19 protein-coding genes are annotated in these 25,102 nt (G+C 54.9%); 14 read left to right on the plus strand and 5 right to left on the minus strand.

All coding sequences use genetic code 11. The features are described from left to right. The first annotated feature begins 95 nt into the window (after positions 1-95). Positions 96-1,469: a hypothetical protein gene (locus ACT3RR_RS12605; RefSeq protein WP_496200429.1), complete on the plus strand. Its 1,374-nt coding sequence runs from the start codon at positions 96-98 to the stop codon at positions 1,467-1,469. Positions 1,470-2,090: 621 nt separating this feature from the next. Here ACT3RR_RS12605 and ACT3RR_RS12610 read toward each other — a convergent pair. Continuing rightward, the gene (locus ACT3RR_RS12610) at positions 2,091-3,806 is read right to left on the minus strand and encodes a lysophospholipid acyltransferase family protein (RefSeq protein WP_496200430.1); all 1,716 of its coding nucleotides are present in this window, start codon (positions 3,804-3,806) and stop codon (positions 2,091-2,093) included. A gap of 164 nt (positions 3,807-3,970) precedes the next feature. Here ACT3RR_RS12610 and ACT3RR_RS12615 point away from each other — a divergent pair, with 164 nt between their 5' ends. Then, a complete protein-coding gene (locus ACT3RR_RS12615; protein WP_353503645.1) occupies positions 3,971-4,951 on the plus strand; it encodes an alpha/beta hydrolase in 981 nt (326 codons plus the stop codon). A gap of 51 nt (positions 4,952-5,002) precedes the next feature. Here the strand turns inward: ACT3RR_RS12615 and ACT3RR_RS12620 are convergent, their stop codons facing one another. Then, positions 5,003-5,530 (minus strand): GNAT family N-acetyltransferase, encoded by a 528-nt coding sequence (locus tag ACT3RR_RS12620; RefSeq protein ID WP_353503644.1) that lies wholly within the window; start codon positions 5,528-5,530, stop codon positions 5,003-5,005. Positions 5,531-6,078: 548 nt separating this feature from the next. Between ACT3RR_RS12620 and ACT3RR_RS12625 the strand changes: the two genes are divergently transcribed. The 5 genes from ACT3RR_RS12625 (at position 6,079) to licT (ending at position 12,642) form a co-directional block, all read left to right on the plus strand. Further along, entirely contained in the window at positions 6,079-6,774 is a 696-nt protein-coding gene (locus tag ACT3RR_RS12625; RefSeq protein WP_496200431.1) for a pirin family protein, read from the plus strand. 204 nt (positions 6,775-6,978) lie between these two features. Beyond that, a complete protein-coding gene (gene gntR, locus ACT3RR_RS12630) occupies positions 6,979-7,977 on the plus strand; it encodes a gluconate operon transcriptional repressor GntR (protein ID WP_353504041.1) in 999 nt (332 codons plus the stop codon). Positions 7,978-8,349: 372 nt separating this feature from the next. After that, the gene (locus ACT3RR_RS12635; protein ID WP_496200432.1) at positions 8,350-10,233 is read left to right on the plus strand and encodes a beta-glucoside-specific PTS transporter subunit IIABC; all 1,884 of its coding nucleotides are present in this window, start codon (positions 8,350-8,352) and stop codon (positions 10,231-10,233) included. Positions 10,234-10,252: 19 nt separating this feature from the next. Then, entirely contained in the window at positions 10,253-11,662 is a 1,410-nt protein-coding gene (locus tag ACT3RR_RS12640) for a glycoside hydrolase family 1 protein (RefSeq protein ID WP_496200433.1), read from the plus strand. Positions 11,663-11,814: 152 nt separating this feature from the next. Continuing rightward, positions 11,815-12,642 (plus strand): BglG family transcription antiterminator LicT, encoded by an 828-nt coding sequence (licT, locus tag ACT3RR_RS12645; RefSeq protein ID WP_496200434.1) that lies wholly within the window; start codon positions 11,815-11,817, stop codon positions 12,640-12,642. Positions 12,643-12,763: 121 nt separating this feature from the next. On the opposite strand, the gene ACT3RR_RS12650 is transcribed toward licT, so the two are convergent. Beyond that, positions 12,764-13,282 (minus strand): gluconokinase, encoded by a 519-nt coding sequence (locus tag ACT3RR_RS12650; protein ID WP_353503639.1) that lies wholly within the window; start codon positions 13,280-13,282, stop codon positions 12,764-12,766. Between the two features lie 246 nt (positions 13,283-13,528). Between ACT3RR_RS12650 and gntT the strand changes: the two genes are divergently transcribed. Together gntT and ACT3RR_RS12660 are read left to right on the plus strand one after the other, a co-directional pair. After that, positions 13,529-14,845, plus strand: a complete 1,317-nt coding sequence (gene gntT / locus ACT3RR_RS12655; protein WP_353503638.1) for a gluconate transporter — start codon at positions 13,529-13,531, stop codon at positions 14,843-14,845. A gap of 143 nt (positions 14,846-14,988) precedes the next feature. Then, complete coding sequence (locus tag ACT3RR_RS12660) at positions 14,989-15,123, plus strand: hypothetical protein (protein WP_496200435.1); 135 nt, start codon at positions 14,989-14,991, stop codon at positions 15,121-15,123. A gap of 73 nt (positions 15,124-15,196) precedes the next feature. Here the strand turns inward: ACT3RR_RS12660 and ACT3RR_RS12665 are convergent, their stop codons facing one another. Together ACT3RR_RS12665 and ACT3RR_RS12670 are read right to left on the minus strand one after the other, a co-directional pair. Beyond that, complete coding sequence (locus ACT3RR_RS12665; protein ID WP_154145695.1) at positions 15,197-15,520, minus strand: helix-turn-helix domain-containing protein; 324 nt, start codon at positions 15,518-15,520, stop codon at positions 15,197-15,199. A 32-nt stretch (positions 15,521-15,552) separates the two neighbouring features. Next, entirely contained in the window at positions 15,553-16,146 is a 594-nt protein-coding gene (locus ACT3RR_RS12670) for a YhgN family NAAT transporter (RefSeq protein ID WP_034793928.1), read from the minus strand. 290 nt (positions 16,147-16,436) lie between these two features. Between ACT3RR_RS12670 and asd the strand changes: the two genes are divergently transcribed. The 5 genes from asd (at position 16,437) to glgA (ending at position 25,066) form a co-directional block, all read left to right on the plus strand. Then, positions 16,437-17,540 carry an aspartate-semialdehyde dehydrogenase gene (gene asd / locus ACT3RR_RS12675; protein ID WP_034793925.1) on the plus strand — a complete coding sequence of 368 codons (1,104 nt, stop codon included), beginning with the start codon at positions 16,437-16,439 and terminating at the stop codon, positions 17,538-17,540. Between the two features lie 384 nt (positions 17,541-17,924). After that, entirely contained in the window at positions 17,925-20,111 is a 2,187-nt protein-coding gene (glgB, locus tag ACT3RR_RS12680) for a 1,4-alpha-glucan branching protein GlgB (RefSeq protein WP_496200436.1), read from the plus strand. Then, positions 20,108-22,099, plus strand: a complete 1,992-nt coding sequence (glgX, locus tag ACT3RR_RS12685; RefSeq protein WP_496200437.1) for a glycogen debranching protein GlgX — start codon at positions 20,108-20,110, stop codon at positions 22,097-22,099. Before glgB ends, glgX begins: the two co-directional genes overlap by 4 nt. Positions 22,100-22,173: 74 nt before the next feature. After that, the gene (glgC, locus tag ACT3RR_RS12690; protein ID WP_353503633.1) at positions 22,174-23,451 is read left to right on the plus strand and encodes a glucose-1-phosphate adenylyltransferase; all 1,278 of its coding nucleotides are present in this window, start codon (positions 22,174-22,176) and stop codon (positions 23,449-23,451) included. 178 nt (positions 23,452-23,629) lie between these two features. Continuing rightward, positions 23,630-25,066 carry a glycogen synthase GlgA gene (glgA, locus tag ACT3RR_RS12695; protein ID WP_353503632.1) on the plus strand — a complete coding sequence of 479 codons (1,437 nt, stop codon included), beginning with the start codon at positions 23,630-23,632 and terminating at the stop codon, positions 25,064-25,066. Positions 25,067-25,102: the final 36 nt, after the last annotated feature.

A 25,102-nucleotide genomic window follows, 5' to 3' on the forward strand; every position in this document is an offset into this window, starting at 1 on the left:
CAGCGGGCGGAACTAACCCAAACGATTATCCACTCAAATCTTCGTCATCTGAAGACAACTTTGATATTCATCATCGAATCGAATGGATACTCACCATGCCAAACCCATATAACTACGGAATGCCGAATAATAATTACATTTATCGGCCGCCCGAACCGCCTGCTCATCCGCAAAATTATATTTATCAGCAGCCCGCCCTGCCGAATAATCAGCAGATTTATCAACAACCTAATAATGGTAATTGGGGGCCGATGCCGGCCGCACCGCGTCCAGGCAATGTGCCGCTGCCGCCGGTGCATGTGCCGATGCCACCACCGCCGATTAACAGTCTCTATGCGTCGACCAGCAATCATCGGCAGTACGACTATGTGCCGATGCCACCGCCGCCGCACCCGAAAATCATTCCGCTGCCTGCCTATGAGCCGCCGCGCCCGAATAATTTACATCCGCTGGCCCAGCAGGAAGTCAGGCGCAATCCGCTACCTTCCACCAGCCGACCGCCTGCAGCTCCACCGGCGCAAAGCAGCTCGCGCCCTCGCGCCAACACCCTTGCCGCCACGCCGCCGAAGTTTGACGTGCGCGGCAATGATGTCGCCGCCACGCAGCGGGAGTCGCGTTGGGCAGTGCATTTATGGAGCAATATGAGCAGCAGTCAGACCAGCCTATTGGTCAACCATATGCACCAGATGATTGGCACCCTGCGCTCGTGCGAAAGCCGTTTCAGCGAATTCACTGCGGGCATGGACAAAGCGACGGTGGCCGATTTGCACCGGGGTTTAAGGAAGGCCGGGGAGCTGGAGCGCGAATTAAAAGATTGGTCGCGTTCAGGCGAAAGCAGCGCCGTGCTGGCTAACCGTTTGCAGGGCTCCATCAAGCAAACCATCGACGTGCTGGGTAGCGCGATGAACTACTACAAGCCCGCCGTCTCCCAGCAAATTCGCTCCCAATCGGTGTTTACCGATCGCGGCAGGCAGAAGATTCGTTCCGACCAGGTGCGCAGCAGCAGCCGCGAAAACCGCCACGCGGGGATTGTCGACACGTTGAACCGACGCCCCTCCACGGAGAACTTTTTCCCGCAGCGCATCAACCATGCAAAATCGAGCAATGAGCGCATCCCAACCTCTGACACGGCCAAGCGCTTTAAGGTCAGCGGCACGCCATTTATCGCCGGTGCGTCGGGGACGGGGCAGTTTGTTATTCAGCATCTGGAGATGTCGAAGCCCTTCGCCCAGTGTTCGTCGCAAGAGAAGCAAAGCCGGGAAAAAATCCTGATAATGTACGCCGCGCTGATGACGCTTTCCGGACATCACAGCGTTATGGAAACCCTGATGATCGGCAGAAAACTTGGCTATCTGGCGGACCTCCCCGATCCGCTGCAAGGCCCTGGCGGCTATGACAAATGCATGAAAGCCCTCGACTCGCGCCTGCGCAGCATGGGAATGGACGCCAACGTGAGATTGCGGGCTTAACAATGGGGCAGCTTCGCGATGGTGAAGCTGCCTTTTTCGCCATTTATCATCCCCTAACTACTTGTATGAGTATTGAAGCTATAGCTGATAGGTCATATTTTAGGCATATGAGACTTATAGGGAGAGGAAAATGGGGAACTTCAAACAACTCGTGGCGAAGCAGTCGCCCGAAAGCCAACAACGCATTGCAGAGAAAAGGGAACAGTTGCGAAGTGAAATAAAAAAGGCGCAGTTTCCTGCGCCTCTGGCGTGATGTTGACTCTACTCGCTTCTAGAAACTCACCTTCACCCCGACCCTGGCAATGATGAGCCATCGGCTGTCAGATCAAGCCCTGAGCCAGCCATCGCAGTGACGGCCGCGTTATCATCGGAAACTAGCATATTTTTGAGCGCCAGGGATTGGCCCCGCTGCTGATTAAGATACCTTCGCATTACTGCCATTGACCACCACGCGGAATGTGGGATGAAAACACCCGGCGCGCCGCAAAGATGGCCTACCAGGTAGTGCTGTCACGCAATATAGAGAATGGAGATAACGTCGGCAGTCAGGCGCGTCCTACCTGCTTGTAGGACGCATCTGAAGATAAGGAAAAGGATGATAAATCGGTAGGAAAGTGCCGTTTAGGCGGATTTCTGACAGTGATGCACGCCAATGTAACGCTCAAACTTGGCAGTTTTGAGTTGGCTCAAATCCACCAAGACCAGTCCGTCAATGCAGTTATTGAACGCCGGGTCTGAGCCGAAGTCGATAAACTGCACCCCGCCCGCCTCGCACAGCTCGGTGTACTGCTTGTACAGCGGCGGAATGGCGCAGCCCAGATTACTCAACATTCTTTTCAGGCGCTGAAGGTCTTCGGCATAGTCCTCGCCGGAGAACTGCGCCAGCACGTCGGGCAGCGAAGCCGGATAAGGGCGGCGCGAAGTCGCCAGCGGCAGGGTCGGAGCAAAGTAAATCCGGTAGAAGGCAATCAGCAGGTCGCGAGCCGCCAGAGGCAGGCCGCCGGAAATCGACACCGGGCCAAACAGATAGCGGGTTTGCGGATACTTCGCCAGATAGGCCCCAATGCCCAGCCACAGGTAGTCGAGGCCGCGTTTCCCCCAGTAGGCGGGTTGGATAAAGCTGCGGCCAAGCTCAATGCCCTGGGCTAAAATCGGGTCCATCTGATGGCCGTAATGGAACAGGCTCTGGCTATAAATAGTGTCGATGCCGTGCTCCTGCACGTGGTCGGCCGTCGGCATAAAACGGTAGGCGCCAACGATTTCCAAATCCTGCGGATCCCACAACACCAGGTGATAATAGCTGTCGTCATAGCTGTCGAGGTCGCGGCGACGGCCACTGCCTTCACCCACCGCGCGGAAGGCGATTTCGCGCAGACGCCCCAGCTCGCGCAGGATCGGCACATAGTCCTCGCCGTTGCGGCGATAAAGATAGATAAGCTTGCCGTCCGGCGTCTGCCCCAGCTTTTCACTGCCTTCCAGCGCCCGTTTCAGCACGGCGCGGTCTTCGGCGCGGGCAATGGCCGACTCTGACTGGAACAGCCCCTCTTTGCCTTGCCCAAGGCGATAAACGTGGCGACGAAAACGCTCGGCTAAATCATTGGCGTGGGTGTGTCCGTCGTGCCAACTGGCATAAGGAATCCGCGCGCCAATCTGCAATTTCAAACTGTTGCCGCGCTGGCGGAACATTTCCCGCACCAGCAGCAGCGAAGAGAGCGGGCGATAAACCAGCGAGCTGAGATAGAACAGCGCGCTGTTATTGCCACTGATGTGCACCGGCACAATGGGCGCGCGCACCTTGGCGGCCATGCGAATAAAACCGGTATGCCAGCGGCCGTCGCGCACCCCTTTCGAACTCAGGCGCGACACCTCGCCCGCCGGGAAGACAACCAGCACGCCCTGGTTTTCCAAATGCTCTTGCATCGCGGAGACCTGCGAGCGCTGTGTGCGATTGCCCATATTATCCACCGGAATCATCAGGCTGCTGATGGACTCCACGCGCGATAACAGGCGATTGGCCATCACCTTGACATCCGGACGCACCGAGGCCACGGCATGCAGCAATGCCAAACCGTCTAATGTACCAATCGGGTGATTCGCAATCACCACCACCGGACCGTAGCTTGGGATCTGCTCCAAATCGCGTTCGGCCAGTTCACAGCGAATATCGAAATATTCCAGCACCTGCTCGACCATATCCATGCCTTTTAGGTGGCGATGCTGGTCGGCAAGCTGGTGGAAGTCTTTCTCGTGGAACAGAGTTTTCAGCAGGCTAAGCTGCCATGACGGGGTTTTACGCTGCGGGTCGAGATCCTGAAGTACGGTGTCCATGCTAAACATAGGCTTGTCCTCCGGTGAAGTTAATCAGAACATAAGCAGCGCGGATGACAGTAAAATGGCAGGTAAGTGACAGAACGGGGAAGTTTGCCCTTTCTGCAAGGGCGGTCATCCACTTCTATACTTACTCCTCACTCACTGAATTCTGGAAATACCGAGGAGCAGAGATGAGCCAAGTTCAAAAAGCCTTATCGCCCGAAAACGCCGCTACCAATCGGCATATTGAAGATTTCCTGACCCAACTCAACAGCGCCGGAGGGAAACCGATGGAGCAGCTGGAGCCAAAAGAAGCGCGGCAGGTGCTGGTGGATGCGCAAAAGTCGGTGGAAGTGAACCTCAGTGGCATCGAAACCAGCGAAAAAGTGATTATTGTTGATGATCACTCGGTGACGCTGTCCATCGTTCGCCCGATTGGTCATAGCAAGAAGCTTCCGGCGTTTATGTTCTTTCACGGCGGTGGCTGGATCCTCGGTGACTTCCCAACCCATAAGCGTTTGGTCCGTGATTTAGTGGTCGGCAGCGGCGCGGTGGCGGTATTCGTTAACTACACGCCATCCCCCGAGGCGCAGTATCCGGTGGCGATCAACGAGGCTTACGCCGCGACTAAATGGGTGGCGGAGCACGGAGATGAAATCAACGTCGACAGCTCGCGGCTGGCAGTGGCCGGTAATAGCGTCGGGGGGAATATGTCCGCCGCCGTGGCCCTGATGGCGAAAGAAAAAGGCGCGCCGCATATCGCCTTCCAGCTGCTGCTTTGGCCGGTCACTGACGCCAATTTCGAGACAGAATCCTACCAGCGTTACCCTGAAGGCTTCTTCCTGACCCGTAATATGATGAAGTGGTTTTGGGACGCTTACACCACCGACGCCGGAAAACGCCAAGAGCTGCACGCCTCGCCGCTTCAAGCCAAACCTGAACAGCTCGCTGGCCTGCCTCCAGCGCTGATCCAAGTCGCCGAATATGATGTTTTACGCGATGAAGGGGAAGCTTATGGCCGCAAGCTCAATGAAGCCGGGGTGGAGGTCACTCTGGTCAGGTATGACGGGCTGATTCATGACTACGGGCTGCTCAACCCGCTGGCTGAAATTCCCGCCGTGAAAGTCGCGCTGGCCCAGGCCGCCGGCGCGTTGAGGCATTATCTGGAGTAGGGCCTTTTGCTCCTCCCCCTGACAAGAGGGAGGAGCAAAACCTAAAAACCATCAAACAGCGCCAGTCGTTACTCGCCCCATATGGTGCGCATCCACGAATTTTCCGTCGCGAACGGCATAGCAGGGACTGGTGCCTTCGATTTCAAACCCAAACTTTTGATACAGCGCCAGCGCCGCCTGGTTGTCGACAAACACGGTCAGCTCGATGCGCCGCACGTTAATCCAGTTATCGCAAAGGTCGGTGATGGTTTTCAGCAGCAGGCTGCCGACGCCTTGGCCGTGATAACTCGCGTCAACGCCCATGCCGAAAGAAGCAACGTGGCGGCGGCGCAGGTTTGGCTCAATTCTTAAGGTTATCTGCCCCACGATCCGATCGCCGTCGCACGCCACATAGCTGAAAAGGCTAGGGGATGTGTCGGCTAGCCGCTCTTCCCAGCGGGCGAGGGTCGGCAGAGGGAGTTGCAGGGTGTCGCTGTAGAGCTGAGTCTGGGCATAAAGATGATTAAGCTGCGCAGCATCGCTTGGTAATGAATGACGGACGCTGAACTGACTCGATTTGCCGGACTCGTTCTCGCTCATAGCAACTTCCTTTTTTTAGAGTGGATGTGGTGTTTACTGCTTGAATAACCTCTGAATTTATCCGTCTTTAAAAAAGAGTCAATCAATAGTTTGGCGAAAAAAAGTGCTTTACAAGTGCGAATGATAATGATTATTATTGTCATGTGTTCCGGAGATGGCCACACACCATGGTCAAACGGGTCTCCAGAATGCACGACATTGCTCACATTGCTTCCAGTGTTTCTTAGCCAGCCGGGTGCTGGCTTTTTTTTTATCCCTTTTTTCCCGTCATACTTCGCGCTGGTAGTGCGTTGGCTGCGGTTGCTCACCCCAGTCACATACCTATGTATGCTCCTGGGGACTCGCAACCTTGCCGCCTTCTCCCAACACGAATTATTTAGGGAAAATATTTGATTCCTTACTCTCCCAACTCTTAAAAATCTCCTACAAATCCTTTGAATTTAGCTGTCTACACTTGTTCATATTATTTGAACAGAGGAGTGAGATTTTTACGCTTTCTTATTCTCCGGCGTTGACTAGACTAGAGAAAACATTGAGGAGAGTTGAACATGATCTACTTACGCAAAGCAGAAGAACGCGGTCACGCAAACCATGGCTGGCTTGATAGCTGGCATACGTTCTCCTTCGCCGATTATTATGATGCGAACTTTATGGGTTTCTCCGCGCTGCGGGTGATTAACGAAGATTTTATCGATGCTGGCCAAGGCTTTGGCAAGCACCCGCATAAAGACATGGAAATTCTGACCTACGTGCTGGAAGGCACCGTGGAGCATCAGGACAGCATGGGCAACAAAGAGCAGATCCACGCGGGTGAATTCCAGATTATGAGTGCCGGTACCGGCGTGACGCACTCGGAGTACAACGGCAGCGCAGATAAGAAGCTGCACCTGTACCAGATTTGGATCATTCCTGAAAAAACAGGCATTGCGCCACGTTATGAGCAACGCCTGTTCGATGCGCCTCAGGGCCGCCAGCTGGTGCTGTCGCCAGATGCGCGCGACGGCTCGCTGAAAGTGTTCCAGGATATGGAGCTTTCTCGCTGGGCGCTGAAGAAAGACGAGCAGTCGGTCTATCAGATTTCGGCTGAGCGCCGCGTGTGGATCCAAGTGGTCAAAGGCACCGTTGAGATTAACGGCCAGAAAGCGTCAACCAGCGACGCCTTTGCTATCTGGGATGAAACCGCGCTGTCGATTCACGCCGACGTTGACAGCGAAATCCTGCTGTTTGACCTGCCGCCGGTGTGACGGCAACGTAAGCTGAAATCAGTGCCAGTGGCGCTGATAACTAACGAAAAGCGGCACTTAGGTGTCGCTTTTTTATTGCTCGCTCCCCTTTCTTTTGTTGACCCGCCTCTGATTGCCGCGACGTACAGTTATCCGTCAGGTGGAAACTTTGCTAAGATCACGACATCAACCCTTAACCCGTTCATTGGCTTTATCTAATTGAAAATATCCAAGAAAAAACGGCCAGTGCTGCAGGACGTTGCCGACAAAGTGGGCATCACCAAAATGACGGTCAGCCGTTATTTGCGCAACCCTGAGCAGGTTTCTGCCGTGCTGCAAGAGAAAATCTCCGCGGCGCTTGATGAACTGGGTTATATCCCGAACCGCGCCCCTGACATTCTTTCCAACGCCAAGAGCCGCGCCATCGGCGTGCTGCTGCCTTCACTGACTAACCAAGTGTTCGCCGAAGTGCTGCGTGGCATTGAAAGCGTCACCGATATTCATGGCTATCAGACCATGCTAGCGCACTACGGCTACAGCCCGGAGCGCGAGGAACAGCGGCTGACGTCGCTGCTCTCTTACAATATCGACGGGCTTATCTTGTCAGAGCGCAACCACACCCCGCGCACCCTGAAGATGATTGAAGTGGCGGGCATCCCAGTAGTGGAAATGATGGATTGCGTCTCGCCCTGCGTCGATTTAGCCGTCGGCTTCAACAACTATGAGGCGGCGCGGCAAATGACCCAGCAGATTATTGCTCGCGGGCATCGCCACGTGGTCTATTTCGGCGCGCGTCAGGATGAGCGAACGCTGATTAAGCAGCAGGGTTACGAACAGGCGATGCGTGAATCAGGGCTGGTGCCTTACAGCGTGATGACCAGCCGCTCGTCGAGTTATTCCGCCGGGGCCGAGCTGCTAAAGCAGGCGCAGCAGGACTGGCCGCAAATCGACAGTATTTTTTGTACCAATGATGACTTGGCGGCCGGGGCGTTTTTCGAATGCCAGCGTCAGGGTCTGCATATCCCTTCGCAAATGGCGATTGCCGGTTTCCACGGCCACAACATGGGGCAGGCGATGGAGCCACAGCTCGCCAGCGTGCTGACGCCGCGCGAACGCATGGGGCAAATTACCGCCGAGAGAATGCTGGCGAGGCTGCGCGGCGAGGCGGTGACGCCGAAGATGGTGGATGTAGGTTTCACCATCTCCGCTGGTGGTAGCATTTAGTCCTTTGGGCCTAGTTTGCTTGCCACTTTGAATCCGCGCTGTGCTCATAACCCTCACGTACTACGTGTACGCTCGGGTTCTTGCGCGCAGTCCGAATCCAAATTGGCTGCGCCACTGACGGCCCATCTTTGCATCTGTTGAGCTAAAATTTGTGCTGTTGCACAAATTTCATTCTATGAGCCTTATCACAGAACGCTATTTCTGCTGTTGTTTGAAGATTTAGACAACGCTATAAACGAGCTTCCGGGACGTTATCAGAGCAGTGCCCTGAGCGAAACCTGATTCGAAGTCTGTCTTAACTGGCAGCCTTCGAATCAGGTTTTTTTTTTGGCCGAAATTTGGCAAGTCAGTTCGCTGATTAGGATAAAAACGATGAATATCAAATCTCTGGCAGAAAATTTATTAAGGCTAGTCGGCGGCGAAAGTAACGTCGAGACGGTGGTGCACTGTGCGACGCGCCTGCGGTTTTCCCTGCGTGACAACGATAAAGCCGACACCGCCGCGATAGAACAGCTGGACGGCGTGATCACTACCGTGAGCGGCTCCGGCCAGTTCCAGATAGTGATTGGTAATCGGGTAGCCGAGGTGTATCGCGAGCTAGGGGAGATCTCCTCCGTGCTGGATGACAACACCAAAAGCCGCGAAAAACCGACCAAACGCAGCGGCAGCCGTATTGGGCAGCTGATCGACATCGTGTCGGCGATTTTCACCCCGCTGCTGGGAGCCATGGCCGCCGCTGGCGTGCTGAAAGGCTTGCTGAACATCGCTACTTCCCAAGGCTGGCTGGATAAAACCGAATCCACTTACATCATCCTGCAAGCCGCCTCCGACAGCCTTTTCTACTTCCTGCCAATCATGCTGGCCATTACCTCGGCGCGGCGTTTTCAGGGCAACGTCTTTGTGGCAGTGTCGATTGCCGGGGCGCTGATTTATCCGTCGATGATTGACCTGTTCACCCGTCAGGTGGAGGTGACGTTCTTCGGCATTCCGGTGGTGATGATGAAGTACACCTCGACGGTGGTGCCGATCATTCTGTCGGTTTACGTCATGTGTCACTTAGAGCGGCTGCTGAATAAATTCATTCACGAAACCGTGCGCAACATCATCACGCCGTTCCTGCTGCTGGTGGTGATGGTGCCGCTGACGCTGGTCACGCTGGGGCCGGTGGGGATTTACACCAGCGAGGCGGCGGCGGGCGTTTTCGTTGCCATCTTCAGCTATAACCCGATTATTGCCAGCGCGCTATTCGCCGCGCTGTGGCAGGTGTTCGTCATCTTCGGCATGCACTGGGCCTTTACGCCGGTGATCATCAACGACATTACCGTGCTGGGGCGCAGCACCTTAAAAGCCTCGACGGTACCGGCGGTATTTGCTCAGGCCGGGGCCGTGCTCGGCGTGATGTTCAAAACGCGTAATAAAAAGATGAAAGCGCTGGCGGGAAGTACCTTTATCACCGCGTTGTTTGGTATCACCGAGCCTGCGGTTTACGGCGTAACCCTAAAACTGAAGAAGCCCTTTGTCTGCGCGGTCATTGCCGCTGCGGTCGGCGGCGGCGTGGTGGGTTACTCCAACAGCGCGGCGATTTCCACCGGTATTCCAAGCTTGCTGACCCTGCCGATTTTCTATGGCGAAGGCTTCGGCGGGCTGATCCTCGGCATCGTGATCTCCTTCGTGATGGCGGCGGTACTGACCTATATCGTCGGCTTTGAAGACCCGATTGATGAGTCAGCTCCTGCGCCGTCACCCAGCGCTTCACCTGGGAAAAACGCGAAACCTCAGCCAGTTACCGATATGTCCGCCGATATCGCCGAAGACATTATGGTGCCCGTCAACGGGCGCGTGGTGGCGCTCGAGCAGGTCAACGACAAAGTGTTTTCCAGCGGCGTGGTGGGGGATGGCATCGCGATCCAGCCCACCGAGGGCAAGGTCTATTCCCCAGTCGATGGAGTCGTGACCGCCACATTTGATTCTGGCCACGCGCTGCATATTTTGTCCGACAACGGGGCTGAAATCCTGATCCACATTGGGCTGGATACCGTCCAGCTCAACGGCCAGCACTACGCCATGCACGTGAAGGAGAATCAGAGCGTGAAGCGCGGAGATTTACTGATCGACTTCGACCTTGCCGCTATCGAAAAAGCCGGTTTTGACACCATCACGCCGGTGATCATCGCTAATTCAGACCGCTATCAAACCTTCCATAAAACGCGTCTGCCTGCCGCCAATACCGGGGATGTCTTGTTGACGCTGTCTTGATGCTCAAAGGAGAAAAATTGTGAAATATTCGGAACTTAAACCTTTCCCGACAGACTTTTTATGGGGCGCTTCCACCTCGGCTTATCAGGTGGAAGGCGCATGGGATGAAGATGGCAAAGGGCCGTCGGTTATCGACGCCCGCCGCGAATACCCGGAAGGCACCACCGACTTTAAAGTTGCCAGCGATCACTATCATCGCTACAAAGAAGACATTGCGATGTTCGCCGAAATTGGCCTGAAGTCGTACCGTTTTTCCATCGCCTGGACGCGAATTATCCCCGACGGCAGTGGCGAAATTAACCCGGCCGGGATCGACTTCTACCATCGGCTGATCGACGAGATCCTCAGCCACGGCATTGTGCCGATCGTCACCATGTACCACTTTGATCTCCCGCAGGCGCTGCAAGAAAAAGGCGGCTGGTACAACCGTGAAACCGTGGATGCCTTCGCCCGCTACGCCGACGTGCTGTTTGATGAATACGGCAGTAAAGTGAAATATTGGCTGACCATCAACGAGCAAAACCTGATGATTTTGCAGGGCGCGGCGCTGGGCACGCTGGATGAAAAGCTGGTGAATCAGAAGAAAAACCTCTACCAGCAAAACCACAATATGCTGGTGGCGCAGGCCAAGGTGATGAATTCACTGCACAATAAGTTCCCGGGAGCGAAAATTGGCCCGGCGCCGAACATTGCGGTGATTTACCCTGCGACCTCCAAACCGGAAGATATTCTGGCGGCGTTCAACTACAACGCCATCCGCAACTGGCTCTATCTGGATATGGCGGCGCGCGGCGAATACAACACGCTGGCTTGGCGATATATGGAAGAGAAGGGCTATGCGCCGGAGATTTTGCCGGGGGATATGGAGATCTTGCGCAGCGGCAAGCCGGACTTCATCGCCTTCAACTACTACACCACCCAGGCGGTGGAAGCCAGCCGGGGCGACGGCACCGACGAAGTGATTCGCGGTGGCAATAAGCTGTTGAAATCAGGGGAAGATGGCGTGCATCGCGGCGCGGCGAATGACCACCTGCCGCGCACCCAGTTTGGCACTGAAATTGACCCGGTAGGTTTTCGCAACACGCTGCGTGAAATCTACGATCGCTACCACCTGCCGCTATTAATTACCGAAAATGGTCTGGGGGCCTTCGATAAGCTGGATGAGAATGGGGAAATAAACGACGACTACCGTATCGATTATTTACGCCGCCATCTTGAGCAAATGCAGCTGGCCATCACCGACGGCGTTGAGGTATTTGGCTATACGCCGTGGTCGGCGTTGGATCTAATTTCCACCCATCAGGGCTGTTCTAAGCGCTATGGATTAATTTATGTTAATCGTGACGAATTTGATTTAAAAGATCTGAAGCGTATTCGTAAGTTAAGCTCTTACTGGTATGCGGATGTGATTAAAAATAATGCGCTATAAGCGCGATTAAAGGCGTATAAACGCCATAAGCAGTCTGTTGTTGCCAATAAGGTGATAGCGCATTTCGCGTTATCGCCTTAATGCTTTTATAGGCAATAACCCTTTTAAAACCCTCGCTAAAGTAAGGATCTATCCGGCATGAGAAAACTGGGATGAGAGTCTTAAAAATACTCAGTAATAATGCGGTGATTGCCACGGAAGATGATCAACAAGAAGTGGTGGCGATTGGCCGTGGTATTGGTTTTGGCAAGCAGGTGGGAGACAGTCTGAATACCGCGGATATCGAGAGCCAGTTTGTGAAAAAGGCCAGCGGCATGACGGATATTCTGGCACAACTGACGGCGGCTATCCCCACGGAATGCTTATTTATTACTCAGGAAATTATCAAGTTAGCTAAAAGCCGTCTCAATATCGAGGCGCAAGAGACGTTGTTCTTCGCGCTAAGCGACCATATTAGTTTTGCGGTTGAGCGTTATAAAAAAGGCATTGAGATAAAGAACATCCTACTCTGGGATATTAAGCAGTTTTATCAGGCGGAGTTTGCCGTTGCCCTCGAGGCATTGGCAATGATTAACCAAAAATTACATTGTGAACTGCCCGAGGATGAAGCCGGTTTTATTGCTCTGCATCTGGCGAATGCGACCACCAACAATATGCAAAGCACCATGCAGAGTGCCAGCATGATTAAAGATATTCTTAACATCATCAAATATGATTTACGCATCAAGTACGATGAAAAGTCTATCGACTATCAGCGCATTATCACTCACCTGAAATTCTTCTCGCTGCGTTTATTAAACCGCACCGAAGTGAATCATGACGATAAAAGTATTTACGCCGGAATTCAGGACGCCATGCCCGTGGCTTATCAGTGCGCGTTAAAGATAAATGATTACGTGCTGAAGAATCACCGCTGTCAGCTGACCACGGATGAAATCATGTTTTTAACCATTCATATCAATCGCTTGAAGCCGGATTGATGTTTTGTTTTTGTCCCTCCATTATTTAGGGGAGGGTTGGGGTTGGCTGTATTGAGCGCGGAATTAAACCACTCCTCATCCCAGCCTTCTCCTCTGAGAGGAGAAGGAGCAAACCTTTTTCCTATTTCGCATTCAGCTTCTGCAATGCCGCTACGCAGCGATCTACCACGCCGTCGAATTTGTGGTCGATATTCACGCGCAGCACATCTGGCTCGTCTTCGCCCGGCTCTTCCAAGGCTTCGAATTGGCTTTTCAGCAAATCCAGCGGCATGAAATGCCCAGCGCGGGCTTTCAGGCGTTCCGAAATAACGTCAACGCTACCTTTTAAATACAAGAAAACCACGCCCTGATTGTCATCACGCAGCGCGTCGCGATAGCGACGTTTGAGCGCGGAGCAGACAATAATGCCGGTTTCGTTTTTATGGTACAGGCTGTAGGCCGCGTCGTTCAGGCGTTTGAGCCACGGCGCGCGGTCGTCATCGTTCAGTGGGTGGCCGCTGGCCATTTTCTGGATATTGGCGCGGGGATGAAGGTCATCACCGTCAATAAATTTAGCGTTGATTTCACGCGCCAGTGCTGCGCCTACGGTGGATTTACCGCTGCCTGACACGCCCATCAGAATGATGCTTTGTCCTGCCATAAGTATGATCTCTATCCCAAAATGAAAATTTCGACTGCGGAGTGAGTCCTAATATTAGCATGTTACCGGTATCATGATACCGGTAACAAATGGAGATGTGATTAATATCACAAAGGAATGCACTGCTGATTTAGCGGTCGCGACCTGTACCCGTTGCACTGTTAACTCCTACAACTTATTGAAAATCAAAAATAATGTACCGGCGTTTGATCACCTGCGCTGGAGAAAGCATTAAGGGGAAAAGATATGCCATTAGTTATTGTAGCCGTAGGCGTCGCGCTACTGCTGTTGCTTATGATCCGATTCAAACTCAACGGGTTTATCGCACTGATTCTGGTCGCGCTGGCGGTCGGCATCATGCAGGGTATGCCGGTCGATAAAGTTATCACTTCGATTAAAAACGGGGTTGGCGGCACGCTGGGAAGTCTGGCGCTGATCATGGGCTTTGGTGCCATGCTCGGTAAAATGCTGGCTGACTGCGGGGGTGCGCAGCGTATTGCCACCACGCTGATTAAGAAGTTTGGTAAAGAGTACATTCAATGGGCCGTGGTGCTGACTGGCTTTATCGTCGGCTTTGCGCTGTTCTATGAAGTGGGTTTCGTACTGATGCTGCCGCTGGTATTTACCATCGCCGCCGCCGCGCGCCTGCCGCTGCTATATGTCGGCGTGCCGATGGCGGCTGCGCTGTCCGTGACCCACGGCTTCCTGCCACCACACCCAGGTCCAACGGCGATTGCCACCATCTTCCATGCAGATATGGGTAAAACCCTGCTCTATGGCTCATTGCTGGCCGTACCGACGGTTATCATCGCCGGGCCGCTGTTTGCGCGCTTCCTCAAAGGAATCGACAAGCCGGTGCCAGAAGGCTTATTCAACCCGAAAACCTTTACTGAAGAAGAGATGCCAAGCTTCGGCGTGAGCGTCGCGACGTCGCTGGTGCCGGTGATCCTGATGGCTTTCCGCGCGGTGTGTGAGATGGTGCTGCCGAAGGGCCACGCTATCCTGCCTTACGCAGAATTCTTCGGTGACCCGGTGATGGCAACCCTGATTGCCGTGCTGATTGCTATCTTCACCTTTGGTCTGAACCGTGGCCGTACCATGACAGAAGTGATGGATACCGTGACTGACTCCATCAAAATCATCGCTATGATGCTGTTGATCATCGGCGGTGGCGGTGCGTTCAAACAGGTACTGGTAGACAGCGGCATCGAGCCATACATCGCTAACATCATGAACGGCAGCCACCTGTCGCCAATTCTGCTGGCATGGTCGATTGCGGCAGTGCTGCGTATCGCGCTGGGTTCGGCAACCGTGGCGGCCATTACCGCTGGCGGCATTGCGGCTCCGCTGATTGCCACCACCGGCGTTAGCCCTGAGCTGATGGTTATTTCCGTGGGTTCCGGCAGCCTGATTTTCTCTCACGTTAATGACCCAGGCTTCTGGCTGTTCAAAGAGTATTTCAACCTGACTATCGTCGAGACCTTCAAGTCATGGTCGGTGCTGGAAACCATCATCTCCCTCTGCGGCTTGGGCGGATGTTTGCTGCTGTCGATGGTGGTGTAAAACGTTATCTGTTGAAGTAAAAACAACAGGTTATCAATAAAAACGGCGAGCCATGTGCTCGCCGTTTTTTTATGGGGAAGACAAAAAACTCGCGTTGAACTCTTACCTTGTGAGAGTAAAGTTGCGGTTCAATGGAGATGAACATGAATAAACAACTATTCGAACAACTTCGGCAATCAGCTGAGGAAATGGTGGCGATCCGTAAGGGCGCGATGGCACCTACGCATGTCACTCGTGTGCTGATGCCTCTAGTGGGGAAAAAGGCTTTAAAAGCCTGATAAGATCAGAAGAATTGGAATAAAAAAGGCGAGCCATATACTCGCCGTTTTTTGTTGGTACGGAGTGAGAAGCTTATGCAAAGACGACTTTAATTGTGCCGGTGGTTTGTTTGGATTTAGCGACGACGATTTGTACATCTCGGCCCAGACGGCTCAAGCAATCGAGCATTTTAGCTTCGCTAATACCTCTGAACTGACCGCGTAATAAGCCTGATAACTTAGGCTGGCTCATGCCAAAAAGCTCGGCGGCTGCGACTTGAGTCAAACGTCTGCTTTTCATGATTTCGCCAATCTTTTGTGCCAACTGAGCTTTTACTAACATCTCTTCCGCATTAGGCAAACCAATGTCGGCGTAAACATTGCCGCTGCTTGCTTCGACGTCAATATGGTCATTCATTTTGCATCTCCTTTTGCATGAGCCTCTTTTCACTAAATCTTCAAATACGCCCTAACTCCATCCAGGAACATCTGGGTGGAAAGCATGATCAGCACCAGACCCATCAGGCGTTCGAGGGCGCTGACGCCTTTATCGCCGAGCAGGCGCAGGAACAGGTTTGACAGCAACAGGATGCACATCGACAGGCCCCACGCGATGAACAGTGCCAGCGTCAGGTGCGACATCTGATTCGGGTATTGATGCGAGAGCAGCATCAGCGTTGCCAGAATCGACGGGCCGGCCACCAGTGGGATTGCCATCGGCACCAGGAAGGGTTCTTCACCCGCCGGTAAGCCGGTGCTGCTTTTCTCTTCTGAAGGGAAAATCATCTTGATGGCGATCAGGAACAGAATAATACCGCCGGAAATCGACACCGTTTCTGTGCGCAGATTGAGGAAGGAGAGGATCTTCTCACCGGCAAACAGGAAAATAAGCATCAGGATCAGCGCGATCAGCATCTCGCGGATCAGCACCACTCGACGACGCTTAGGATCTAAATGTTTGAGCACCGACATAAAGATCGGCAGGTTACCTAGTGGGTCCATAATTAAAAACAGCAAAATAGTTGCTGAAATCATTTCGGTCATGACTACCTCAGAAGAGAGTTACCCCTATACCCGTGGGTATATAGGGATTATTTTTACCTGTTATATAAGTTGTGCTGCTAAAAAAGCCCGCACTATCGATTAAATTCACTTGCCACTTCTACACCATTTTGTAAGGTGGTATACCCGTCTTCGTTTGTTTCGAATAGGTACTGTCTTTTGCCTGTCACCCGAACGGTTTCCGGGACAAATCCTTTGTGTTGACAGGGTCGTCAGCGCTAAAAAATCAAACTCATTACGCAGCTATCACCTTTCAGGTCAGGACAGTAATTATGAAAAATGTAGGTTTCATTGGCTGGCGCGGTATGGTCGGTTCTGTACTCATGCAACGCATGATTGAAGAACGCGATTTTGACGCCATCCGCCCGGTATTCTTCTCTACCTCGCAACACGGCCAGGCCGCTCCGTCATTTACCGGGCAGCAGGGCACATTGCAGGATGCTTATGATCTCGACGCACTGAGTGCGTTGGACATTATCATTACCTGTCAGGGCGGCGATTATACCAATGAAATCTATCCGAAGCTGCGTCAAATCGGTTGGAATGGCTACTGGATCGACGCAGCATCCTCTTTAAGAATGAACGATGACGCGATCATTATTCTGGACCCGGTCAACAGCGCAGTAATTCATCAGGGTATCGACAAAGGTATTAAGACCTTTGCCGGCGGTAACTGCACCGTCAGCCTGATGCTGATGTCACTCGGCGGCCTGTTTGCCAATGACCTGATTGAGTGGGCCTCTGTCGCCACTTATCAGGCGGCATCTGGCGGCGGCGCGCGTCACATGCGCGAATTGCTGACCCAAATGGGCATGCTGCACAACAACGTGGCGAAAGAGCTGCAAGATCCGGCTTCGGCCATTCTGGATATCGAACGCAAAGTCACTGCGCTGACCCGCAGCGGTACTCTGCCAACCGACAACTTCGGCGTTCCTTTAGCGGGCGGTCTGATCCCTTGGATTGACAAGCAGCTCGACAACGGCCAGACCAAAGAAGAGTGGAAAGGTCAGGCTGAAACCAACAAAATCCTTGGTACTTCAAGCGTGATCCCAGTGGATGGCCTGTGCGTGCGCATCGGCGCGCTGCGCTGCCACAGCCAGGCTTTCACCCTGAAACTAAAAAAAGACGTGTCGATTCCAGAAATCGAACAGATGCTGGCTACCCACAATGACTGGGTTCGCGTGATCCCGAATGACCGTGAACTGTCGATGCGTGAACTGACTCCGGCCGCGGTCACCGGCACCATGAACACCCCGGTTGGGCGTCTGCGTAAGCTGAACATGGGCCCACAGTATCTCTCCGCCTTCACCGTGGGCGACCAGCTGCTCTGGGGCGCCGCTGAGCCTCTGCGCCGCATGCTGCGCATCTTGCTGTAACTCCTGATAATCCTCCCTCGGGGCACCAGCACGGTGTCCCGTTTTAACTCCTTTTATCAAGCACTTCACCCTGTTCCTGTCTCTCCTCCTAGCGCTTTCCCCTGAATTTCAAGACACCCAAAATTCCTCTGCTTATCCACCCTGCCTTTTAACGACCTTTGTCTATGCTTAGTAGATGACCCATTAGAATTTGAGAAGGGGGAAATAGCACATTTTTAGAAACTGTGAACATGAGCGTCGTCGAGCACGTTTAAGCAAAAAATAACGGCACGCGCATCACAGGGCGCATGAGAAAACGGGCGCACAATTTATTTGAGAAATAACATTAATCATCTGCCTGATGTCATTGAATTTATTGATTTAATTAATCATAGGACGAAATTCATGTCAGTACTTCCCGATCAGCACGTTATTAATCAGCTTATTTCTGGACACTACGCTGATCCTTTTTCCTTACTGGGGATGCACACCGTCGCGGCAGGTATTGAAGTTCGCGCTCTGCTGCCAGACGCTGATCAAGTGTGGGTGGTGGACGCCGACAAGGGTACGCAGGTGTGTGAGCTGCGCCGCTATGACGAACGCGGTTTTTTTGTCGGGTTAATACCACGGCGCAAGAACCCGTTTCGCTATCAGTTGGACGTGCGTTGGGGCGAAAATACCCATCGCCTCGACGACCCTTATCGCTTCGGCACTCTGTTGCAGGAGCTGGATATCTGGCTGTTGGCCGAGGGCACGCACCTCCGCCCTTATGAACAACTGGGCGCGCACCCGCAGGTGCTGGATGGCGTCGAAGGCGTGAGTTTCGCCGTCTGGGCGCCGAATGCCACGCGGATCTCCGTAGTGGGTGAGTTCAATTACTGGGACGGCCGCCGCCACCCGATGCGTCAGCGCCGCGAAAACGGCATTTGGGAGCTGTTTATCCCCGCCGTTAAGCAGGGCCAGCTCTACAAATATGAAATTATTGATTGCCGTGGCCATGTTTCGCTGCGCGCCGACCCTTATGCTTTTGAAGCCCAGATGCGCCCGGAGACGGCTTCTCTGGTGCGCCAACTGCCTGAAAAGGTGCCGTTTTCCGCCGAACGCAAGAAAGCCAATGCCTTTAACCAGCCCATCTCCGTTTACGAGGTGCATCTCGGCTCGTGGCGTCGCCATACCGATGATAATTTCTGGCTGAGCTATGGTGAGCTGGCCGAGCAGCTGGTCTCCTACGCCAAATGGATGGGCTTCACCCATATTGAACTGATGCCAATTAACGAGCATCCGTTCGACGGCAGCTGGGGCTATCAGCCGCTCGGCATGTATGCCCCGACCCGTCGCTACGGCACGCCGCAAGAGTTCAAAGCCTTTATCGACGCCGCCCACGACGCCGGGCTGAACGTGATCCTCGACTGGGTGCCGGGCCATTTCCCGAGCGACGCCCACGGGCTGGCGCAGTTCGACGGCACCGCGCTGTACGAATATGCCGATCCGCGCGAAGGTTATCATCAGGACTGGAACACGCTGATTTACAACTATGGCCGCCACGAAGTGCGCAACTATCTGGCGGGTAACGGTTTTTACTGGATTGAGCGCTACGGCATTGATGGTTTGCGCGTCGATGCCGTGGCGTCGATGATCTACCGCGACTACAGCCGCAAGCCGGGAGAGTGGGTGCCTAATCACTATGGCGGGCGGGAAAATCTCGAAGCGATCTCCTTCCTGCGCTACACCAACCAGACCATCGGCCGCGAGCTGGATGGCGCAGTCACGCTGGCGGAAGAGTCCACCGACTACCCCGGCGTCACCATGCCGCCGGACGCCAACGGCCTCGGCTTCCACTACAAGTGGAATATGGGCTGGATGCATGACTCCCTCAATTACATGCAGCTTGACCCGGTTCACCGCAAATATCACCACCACCTTATGACTTTCGGCGTGCTCTACGCCTACAGCGAGAACTTCATTTTACCGCTGTCGCACGATGAAGTGGTGCACGGCAAAGGCTCGCTACTCGACAGAATGCCGGGCGACACCTGGCAGAAATTTGCCAACCTGCGGGCCTATTACGGCTTTATGTGGGCCCATCCGGGCAAGAAACTGCTGTTTATGGGTTGTGAATTTGCCCAAGGCCGCGAATGGGATTTCAACAACAGCCTCGACTGGCATCTGCTGAATGACCAAAACGGCTGGCACAGCGGCGTGCAGCATTTAGTGCGCGATTTAAACCACGTTTATCGCCAGCAGTCGCCGCTGTATGAGCTGGATTTCAACCCGCGCGGTTTTGAATGGCTGGTGGTGGATGACCATGAAAACTCGGTGTTTGCCTTTGCTCGTCGCGACGAGCACGGCAACGAAATCATCGTGGTCAGCAACTTCACGCCGGTGCCGCGCTACGATTATCGCATCGGCGTCGGGCGTCCGGGGCGCTACCATGAAGTGCTGAATACCGATTCGCACTTCTATCGCGGCAGCAATGTCGGCAACGGCGGCGATATTTACAGCCATGCCCACCACCACCATCAGCGCGATCACTCCATATCGCTGACCATTCCTCCGCTGGCGACTCTCTATCTCAGGCGGGAGGATCTATGAATAAGCTCCAGCCCGGTAAATCGCAGCCGTTTGGCGCCACGTTGCAGCCAGATGGCGTCAACTTCAGCCTGTTTTCCGCCCACGCGGAGAAGGTCGAGTTGTGCCTGTTTGATGAAGCGGGCAGCGAGCAGCGCTTAACCTTGCCGGGGAGAACCGGCAACCTCTGGCACGGCTTTTTGCCAAACGCCAAGGCAGGGCAGCGCTACGGTTATCGGGTTTACGGGCCGTTTGAACCGGCGCGGGGGTTACGTTTCAATCCTAAAAAGCTGTTGATCGACCCAGCCGCTCGGGCGCTAGAAGGAGAGCTGCGGGACAACGCGCGGCTCACCGGCGGCATTGACGCGCCGGATGACAAAGACAGCGCGGTGGCCGCGCCAAAGTCAGTAGTGATCAATGACGCCTTTGACTGGGGAGATGACGCGCCGCCCGCCACGCCGTGGAGCGAAACGGTGATTTATGAGGCGCACGTTCGCGGTTTGACTCGCCATCATCCGGGCATTCCGGCGGCGCTGCGCGGCACTTACGCCGGGCTGGCGCATCCGGTGATGCTGCAATATCTCCAGCATCTGGGCATTACCGCCATTGAATTATTGCCGGTGCAGCATCACGCCGACGAGCCGCGCCTACAGCGGCTTGGGCTGAGCAATTACTGGGGCTATAACGTGCTGGCCCCTTGCGCGGTGGAACCACGCTACGCCAGCCGCCACAAAAACCTATCGGCATTGAACGAATTTAAAGCAGCGGTCAAAGCGCTGCATCAGGCGGGAATCGAAGTGATCCTCGACGTGGTGTTCAACCACAGCGCGGAGCTGGACGTCGACGGGCCATTTATCTCCTTCCGTGGCATCGATAACGCCAGCTGGTACTGGCTGCGCGAAGACGGCAGTGACGACAACGTGACCGGCTGCGGCAACGCGCTGCGTCTGGTGGATGACGAAACCATTGCCTGGACGGTGGACTGCCTGCGCTATTGGGTGCGGGAGTGCCACGTCGACGGTTTCCGCTTTGATTTAGCCACGGTGCTTGGCAGAACGCCGACCTTCGACACCCAATCGCCGCTGTTTGCCGCAATTCAGGCCGACGACGTGCTATCGGGCTGCAAGCTGATTGCCGAACCCTGGGACATCGGCCCCGGCGGCTACCAACTGGGGCATTTCCCCGCGCCTTTCGCCGAGTGGAGCGACCTGTGGCGCGATGACATGCGCAAATTCTGGCTGCACGGCAACCTGCCGCTGGGGCAGTTCGCCCAGCGCTTTGCCGCCTCCGCCGACCTGTTCAATCATGACGATCGCGCGCCTTATTCCAGCGTGAACATGCTTACCGCTCACGACGGCTTCACGCTGCGCGATCTGGTCAGTTTTAACGACAAACACAATCAGGCCAATGGCGAAGATAACCGCGATGGCCACAATGAGAATTACAGCCAGAACCATGGCGAAGAGGGGCTGAACGCCTCGCCTGCGGTGCAGCATCAGCGCGGGCTGAGCCAACGCGCTCTGTTGGCCACGCTGCTGCTGTCTCAGGGCACGCCGATGCTGCTGGCGGGCGATGAGCAGGGCCACAGCCAGCAGGGCAACAATAATGCCTACTGTCAGGATAACGCGTTGACGTGGCTCGACTGGAACCACGCCGATGAAAGCCTGACGGCGTACGTGGCGGCGCTGATTGCGCTGCGCAAAAAGATCCCCGCGCTGTCCCGTTCTTCATGGTGGCAGGCCGAGGGAGATGACGTTGAATGGCTGGACCAGCAAGGCCAGCCGATGAGCAATGAGGGTTGGGAGCATGGCCCGCAGCAGTGGCTGCAAATCCGCCTTTCGGGGCGCTGGCTGGTGGTTCTCAACGCATCGCTTAACGATGTTGATATGCAATTGCCCGCAGGGAACTGGCGCCCGGTTGCGCCATTCGCTGAGGGAGCACCGCCGGTCAGGGAGGGCGGAATGTGGTGTGCGCAAGCGAAAACCCTATCTGTACTGGAGAGCGGCGAATAAGTGATTAACAACCAATCGTCGGGCAACACCTTCGGCACAGCGCAACGTCAGCAGAGTGATGCAAGGAGTTCATCATGAGTAAAACAGAACATCGAGACCCGGTCATGCTGGCAAGACAGCTGCCGCTCAAGTCCGTGGCGCTAATTTTGGCCGGAGGACGCGGTTCGCGCTTGAAAGATTTAACCGCCACGCGGGCCAAGCCTGCGGTGCACTTTGGTGGCAAATTCCGCATCATCGATTTTGCCCTGTCGAACTGTCTGAACTCGGGCATTCGTCGCATCGGCGTAATCACGCAATATCAATCACATACCCTTGTTCAGCATATTCAGCGCGGCTGGTCGTTTCTCAATGAGGAGATGAACGAGTTCGTCGATTTACTCCCCGCCCAGCAGCGCCAAAGCACCGAGCATTGGTACAAAGGTACCGCCGACGCGGTGTATCAGAATCTGGACATTATTCGCCGCTATGAGGCGGAGTACGTGGTGATTCTGGCCGGGGACCACATCTACAAAATGGACTACTCGCGCATGCTGGTGGACCACGTGGAAAAAGGCGGCGATTGCACCGTGGCCTGTCTGGCCGTGCCGCTGGCGGAAGCCAGTGAATTTGGCGTGATGGACGTCAGCGAAGACTATCAAATCAAGAGCTTCCTCGAAAAACCGCAGGATCCGCCTTCTATACCGGGCCAGCCGGACATGGCGCTGGCCAGCATGGGGGTCTACATTTTTAATGCGGATTACCTTTTCCGCCTACTTGAAGAGGACATGGCGAGCGAAGAGTCCAGCCACGACTTTGGTAAAGATCTTATTCCGAAAATTACGCGTCAGGGCGCGGCCTGGGCCCATCCCTTCAGCCTCTCCTGCGTGACGCAAAACAGCGAGCAGCCACCGTACTGGCGCGACGTCGGTACGCTGGACGCTTACTGGAAAGCCAATCTGGATTTAGCGTCGGTGACGCCTGAGCTGGATATGTATGACCGCTCGTGGCCTATCCGCACCCATATGGAGCCGCTGCCGCCGGCCAAGTTTGTGCAAGACAGGTCGGGCAGCCACGGCATGACCATGAACTCTCTGGTAGCCGGGGGCTGCATTGTCTCTGGCTCGGTGGTGGTCAACGCCGTGCTGTTCCCGCGCGTGCGGGTGAACTCGTTTTGCAATATTGATTCGACAGTCTTGCTACCGGACGTCAACGTCGGTCGCTCCTGTCGTTTGCGTAAATGCGTGATCGACCGTGCCTGTCATATTCCTGAGGGCATGGTGATTGGCGAAAACGCCGACGAAGACAGTAAACGTTTTTATCGTTCAGAGGGCGGGGTCGTGCTCGTCACCAGGGCGATGCTCGCGAAATTGTAATACCCGGCATTTTGCAGCCCAACGCGTTGGGTCGGCCGGTAAGAAGTGAAAAGCTGATTAGATGAAATGAACGTGGTCCGGGACGGTCAAGAGGGAGAATATTGACGTCTGCCCCGATAATATTTGCTCGCCATTTCGGCCCTTATCCCGTGATGGCGGTGATGACTCAGGAGCGCGAATGCAGGTTTTACATGTTTGTTCAGAGCTGTTCCCCCTGTTGAAAACGGGCGGACTGGCTGACGTCGCGGGTGCGCTTCCCGCCGCACAAATTGAAGGGGGGACTGACGTTCGCGTCTTGATTCCGGCGTTCCCTGATATCAAACGCGGGCTGGGCGAGACGCAGGTCGTGGGGCAACTTGATACTTTTGCGGGGCAGGTGACGCTGCGCTACGGCGTCTATCAGGGCGTGGGAATTTATATTATTGACGTGCCCATTTTGTATGACCGCCCCGGCAGTCCGTATCACGATCAATCTTTATATGCTTACCCGGATAACCATCTGCGCTTTGCCCTGCTGGGCTGGATGGCGGCGGAGCTGGGTGCCGGGTTCGATCCGTCTTGGCAGCCGGATATTCTGCAATCCCATGACTGGCACGCCGGGCTGACGTCCGCCTACGTGCGCGCGCGTAATCTGCCGGTGAAAACCGTGTTTACGGTGCACAATCTGGCATTTCAGGGGCTGTTCGAAAGCCACCATTTGCAGCAGCTGCAAATCCCGCAAGAGTTCTTCCAGATGCACGGCTTGGAGTTCTTCGGCCAGATTTCTTACCTCAAGGCCGGGCTGTATTACTCCGACCACGTCACCACCGTCAGCCCAACCTACGCTAAGGAGATCACCCGGCCGGAGTTTGGTTACGGCATGGAGTCGCTACTGCTGGAGCTGGAGCGCGAAGGGCGTCTCACCGGTATTCTCAACGGCGTAGACGATGCTATCTGGCAGCCGCGCAATGATGTGCTGCTCTCGGCCCGTTACGACGCCGACGACCTGCGCTCCAAAGCCATCAACAAAGCCTATTTGCAGCGGGCGATGGGGCTGGACGTCGATGACTCGCGGCTGGTGTTCGCCGTGGTCAGCCGCCTGACCAGCCAAAAAGGGTTGGATCTGGTGCTGGAAGCGCTGCCCGATCTGCTGGAACGCGGCGGCCAATTGGCGCTGCTCGGCGCGGGCGATGCCGTGTTGCAGCAGGCATTTTTGGCAGCGGCGGCGGACAATCCGGGGCAGGTTGGCGTTCAGCTGGGTTATCACGAAGCGTTCTCGCACCGCATTATTGGCGGCGCGGATGTGATCATGGTGCCGAGCCGCTTCGAGCCTTGCGGCTTGACTCAGCTCTACGGCCTGAAGTACGGCACGCTGCCGCTGGTGCGTCGCACCGGCGGGTTGGCTGATACCGTGGTGGACTGCGCGCTGGAGAATCTGGCCGACGGCACCGCCAGCGGTTTTGTTTTCGAAGAGGCGAACGGCAAGTCATTGGGTAACGCTATTCGTCGGGCCTTTGTTCTCTGGAGCCGGCCAAAGCATTGGCGGCACGTGCAGCATCACGCCATGGGAATCGACTTCGGCTGGCAGGTTGCGGCTCAGGCCTATCTGTCTCTTTATCAACGCCTGTTGTCATAATGGCCGCGCAGCGGCATGACTTGATTGGGAACGAAA

It is taken from the genome of Ewingella sp. AOP8-B2-18 (genome assembly GCF_052376015.1).
GTDB lineage: Bacteria > Pseudomonadota > Gammaproteobacteria > Enterobacterales > Enterobacteriaceae > Ewingella > Ewingella allii.

Coding starts and splice junctions, on each gene's coding strand:
- ACT3RR_RS12605 (WP_496200429.1), top strand. CDS start 96: ATGCCAAACCCATATAACTACGGAATGCCGAATAATAATTACATTTAT.
- ACT3RR_RS12610 (WP_496200430.1), bottom strand. CDS start 3,806: ATGTTTAGCATGGACACCGTACTTCAGGATCTCGACCCGCAGCGTAAA.
- ACT3RR_RS12615 (WP_353503645.1), top strand. CDS start 3,971: ATGAGCCAAGTTCAAAAAGCCTTATCGCCCGAAAACGCCGCTACCAAT.
- ACT3RR_RS12620 (WP_353503644.1), bottom strand. CDS start 5,530: ATGAGCGAGAACGAGTCCGGCAAATCGAGTCAGTTCAGCGTCCGTCAT.
- ACT3RR_RS12625 (WP_496200431.1), top strand. CDS start 6,079: ATGATCTACTTACGCAAAGCAGAAGAACGCGGTCACGCAAACCATGGC.
- ACT3RR_RS12635 (WP_496200432.1), top strand. CDS start 8,350: ATGAATATCAAATCTCTGGCAGAAAATTTATTAAGGCTAGTCGGCGGC.
- licT (WP_496200434.1), top strand. CDS start 11,815: ATGAGAGTCTTAAAAATACTCAGTAATAATGCGGTGATTGCCACGGAA.
- ACT3RR_RS12650 (WP_353503639.1), bottom strand. CDS start 13,282: ATGGCAGGACAAAGCATCATTCTGATGGGCGTGTCAGGCAGCGGTAAA.
- gntT (WP_353503638.1), top strand. CDS start 13,529: ATGCCATTAGTTATTGTAGCCGTAGGCGTCGCGCTACTGCTGTTGCTT.
- ACT3RR_RS12660 (WP_496200435.1), top strand. CDS start 14,989: ATGAATAAACAACTATTCGAACAACTTCGGCAATCAGCTGAGGAAATG.
- ACT3RR_RS12665 (WP_154145695.1), bottom strand. CDS start 15,520: ATGAATGACCATATTGACGTCGAAGCAAGCAGCGGCAATGTTTACGCC.
- ACT3RR_RS12670 (WP_034793928.1), bottom strand. CDS start 16,146: ATGACCGAAATGATTTCAGCAACTATTTTGCTGTTTTTAATTATGGAC.
- asd (WP_034793925.1), top strand. CDS start 16,437: ATGAAAAATGTAGGTTTCATTGGCTGGCGCGGTATGGTCGGTTCTGTA.
- glgB (WP_496200436.1), top strand. CDS start 17,925: ATGTCAGTACTTCCCGATCAGCACGTTATTAATCAGCTTATTTCTGGA.
- glgX (WP_496200437.1), top strand. CDS start 20,108: ATGAATAAGCTCCAGCCCGGTAAATCGCAGCCGTTTGGCGCCACGTTG.
- glgC (WP_353503633.1), top strand. CDS start 22,174: ATGAGTAAAACAGAACATCGAGACCCGGTCATGCTGGCAAGACAGCTG.
- glgA (WP_353503632.1), top strand. CDS start 23,630: ATGCAGGTTTTACATGTTTGTTCAGAGCTGTTCCCCCTGTTGAAAACG.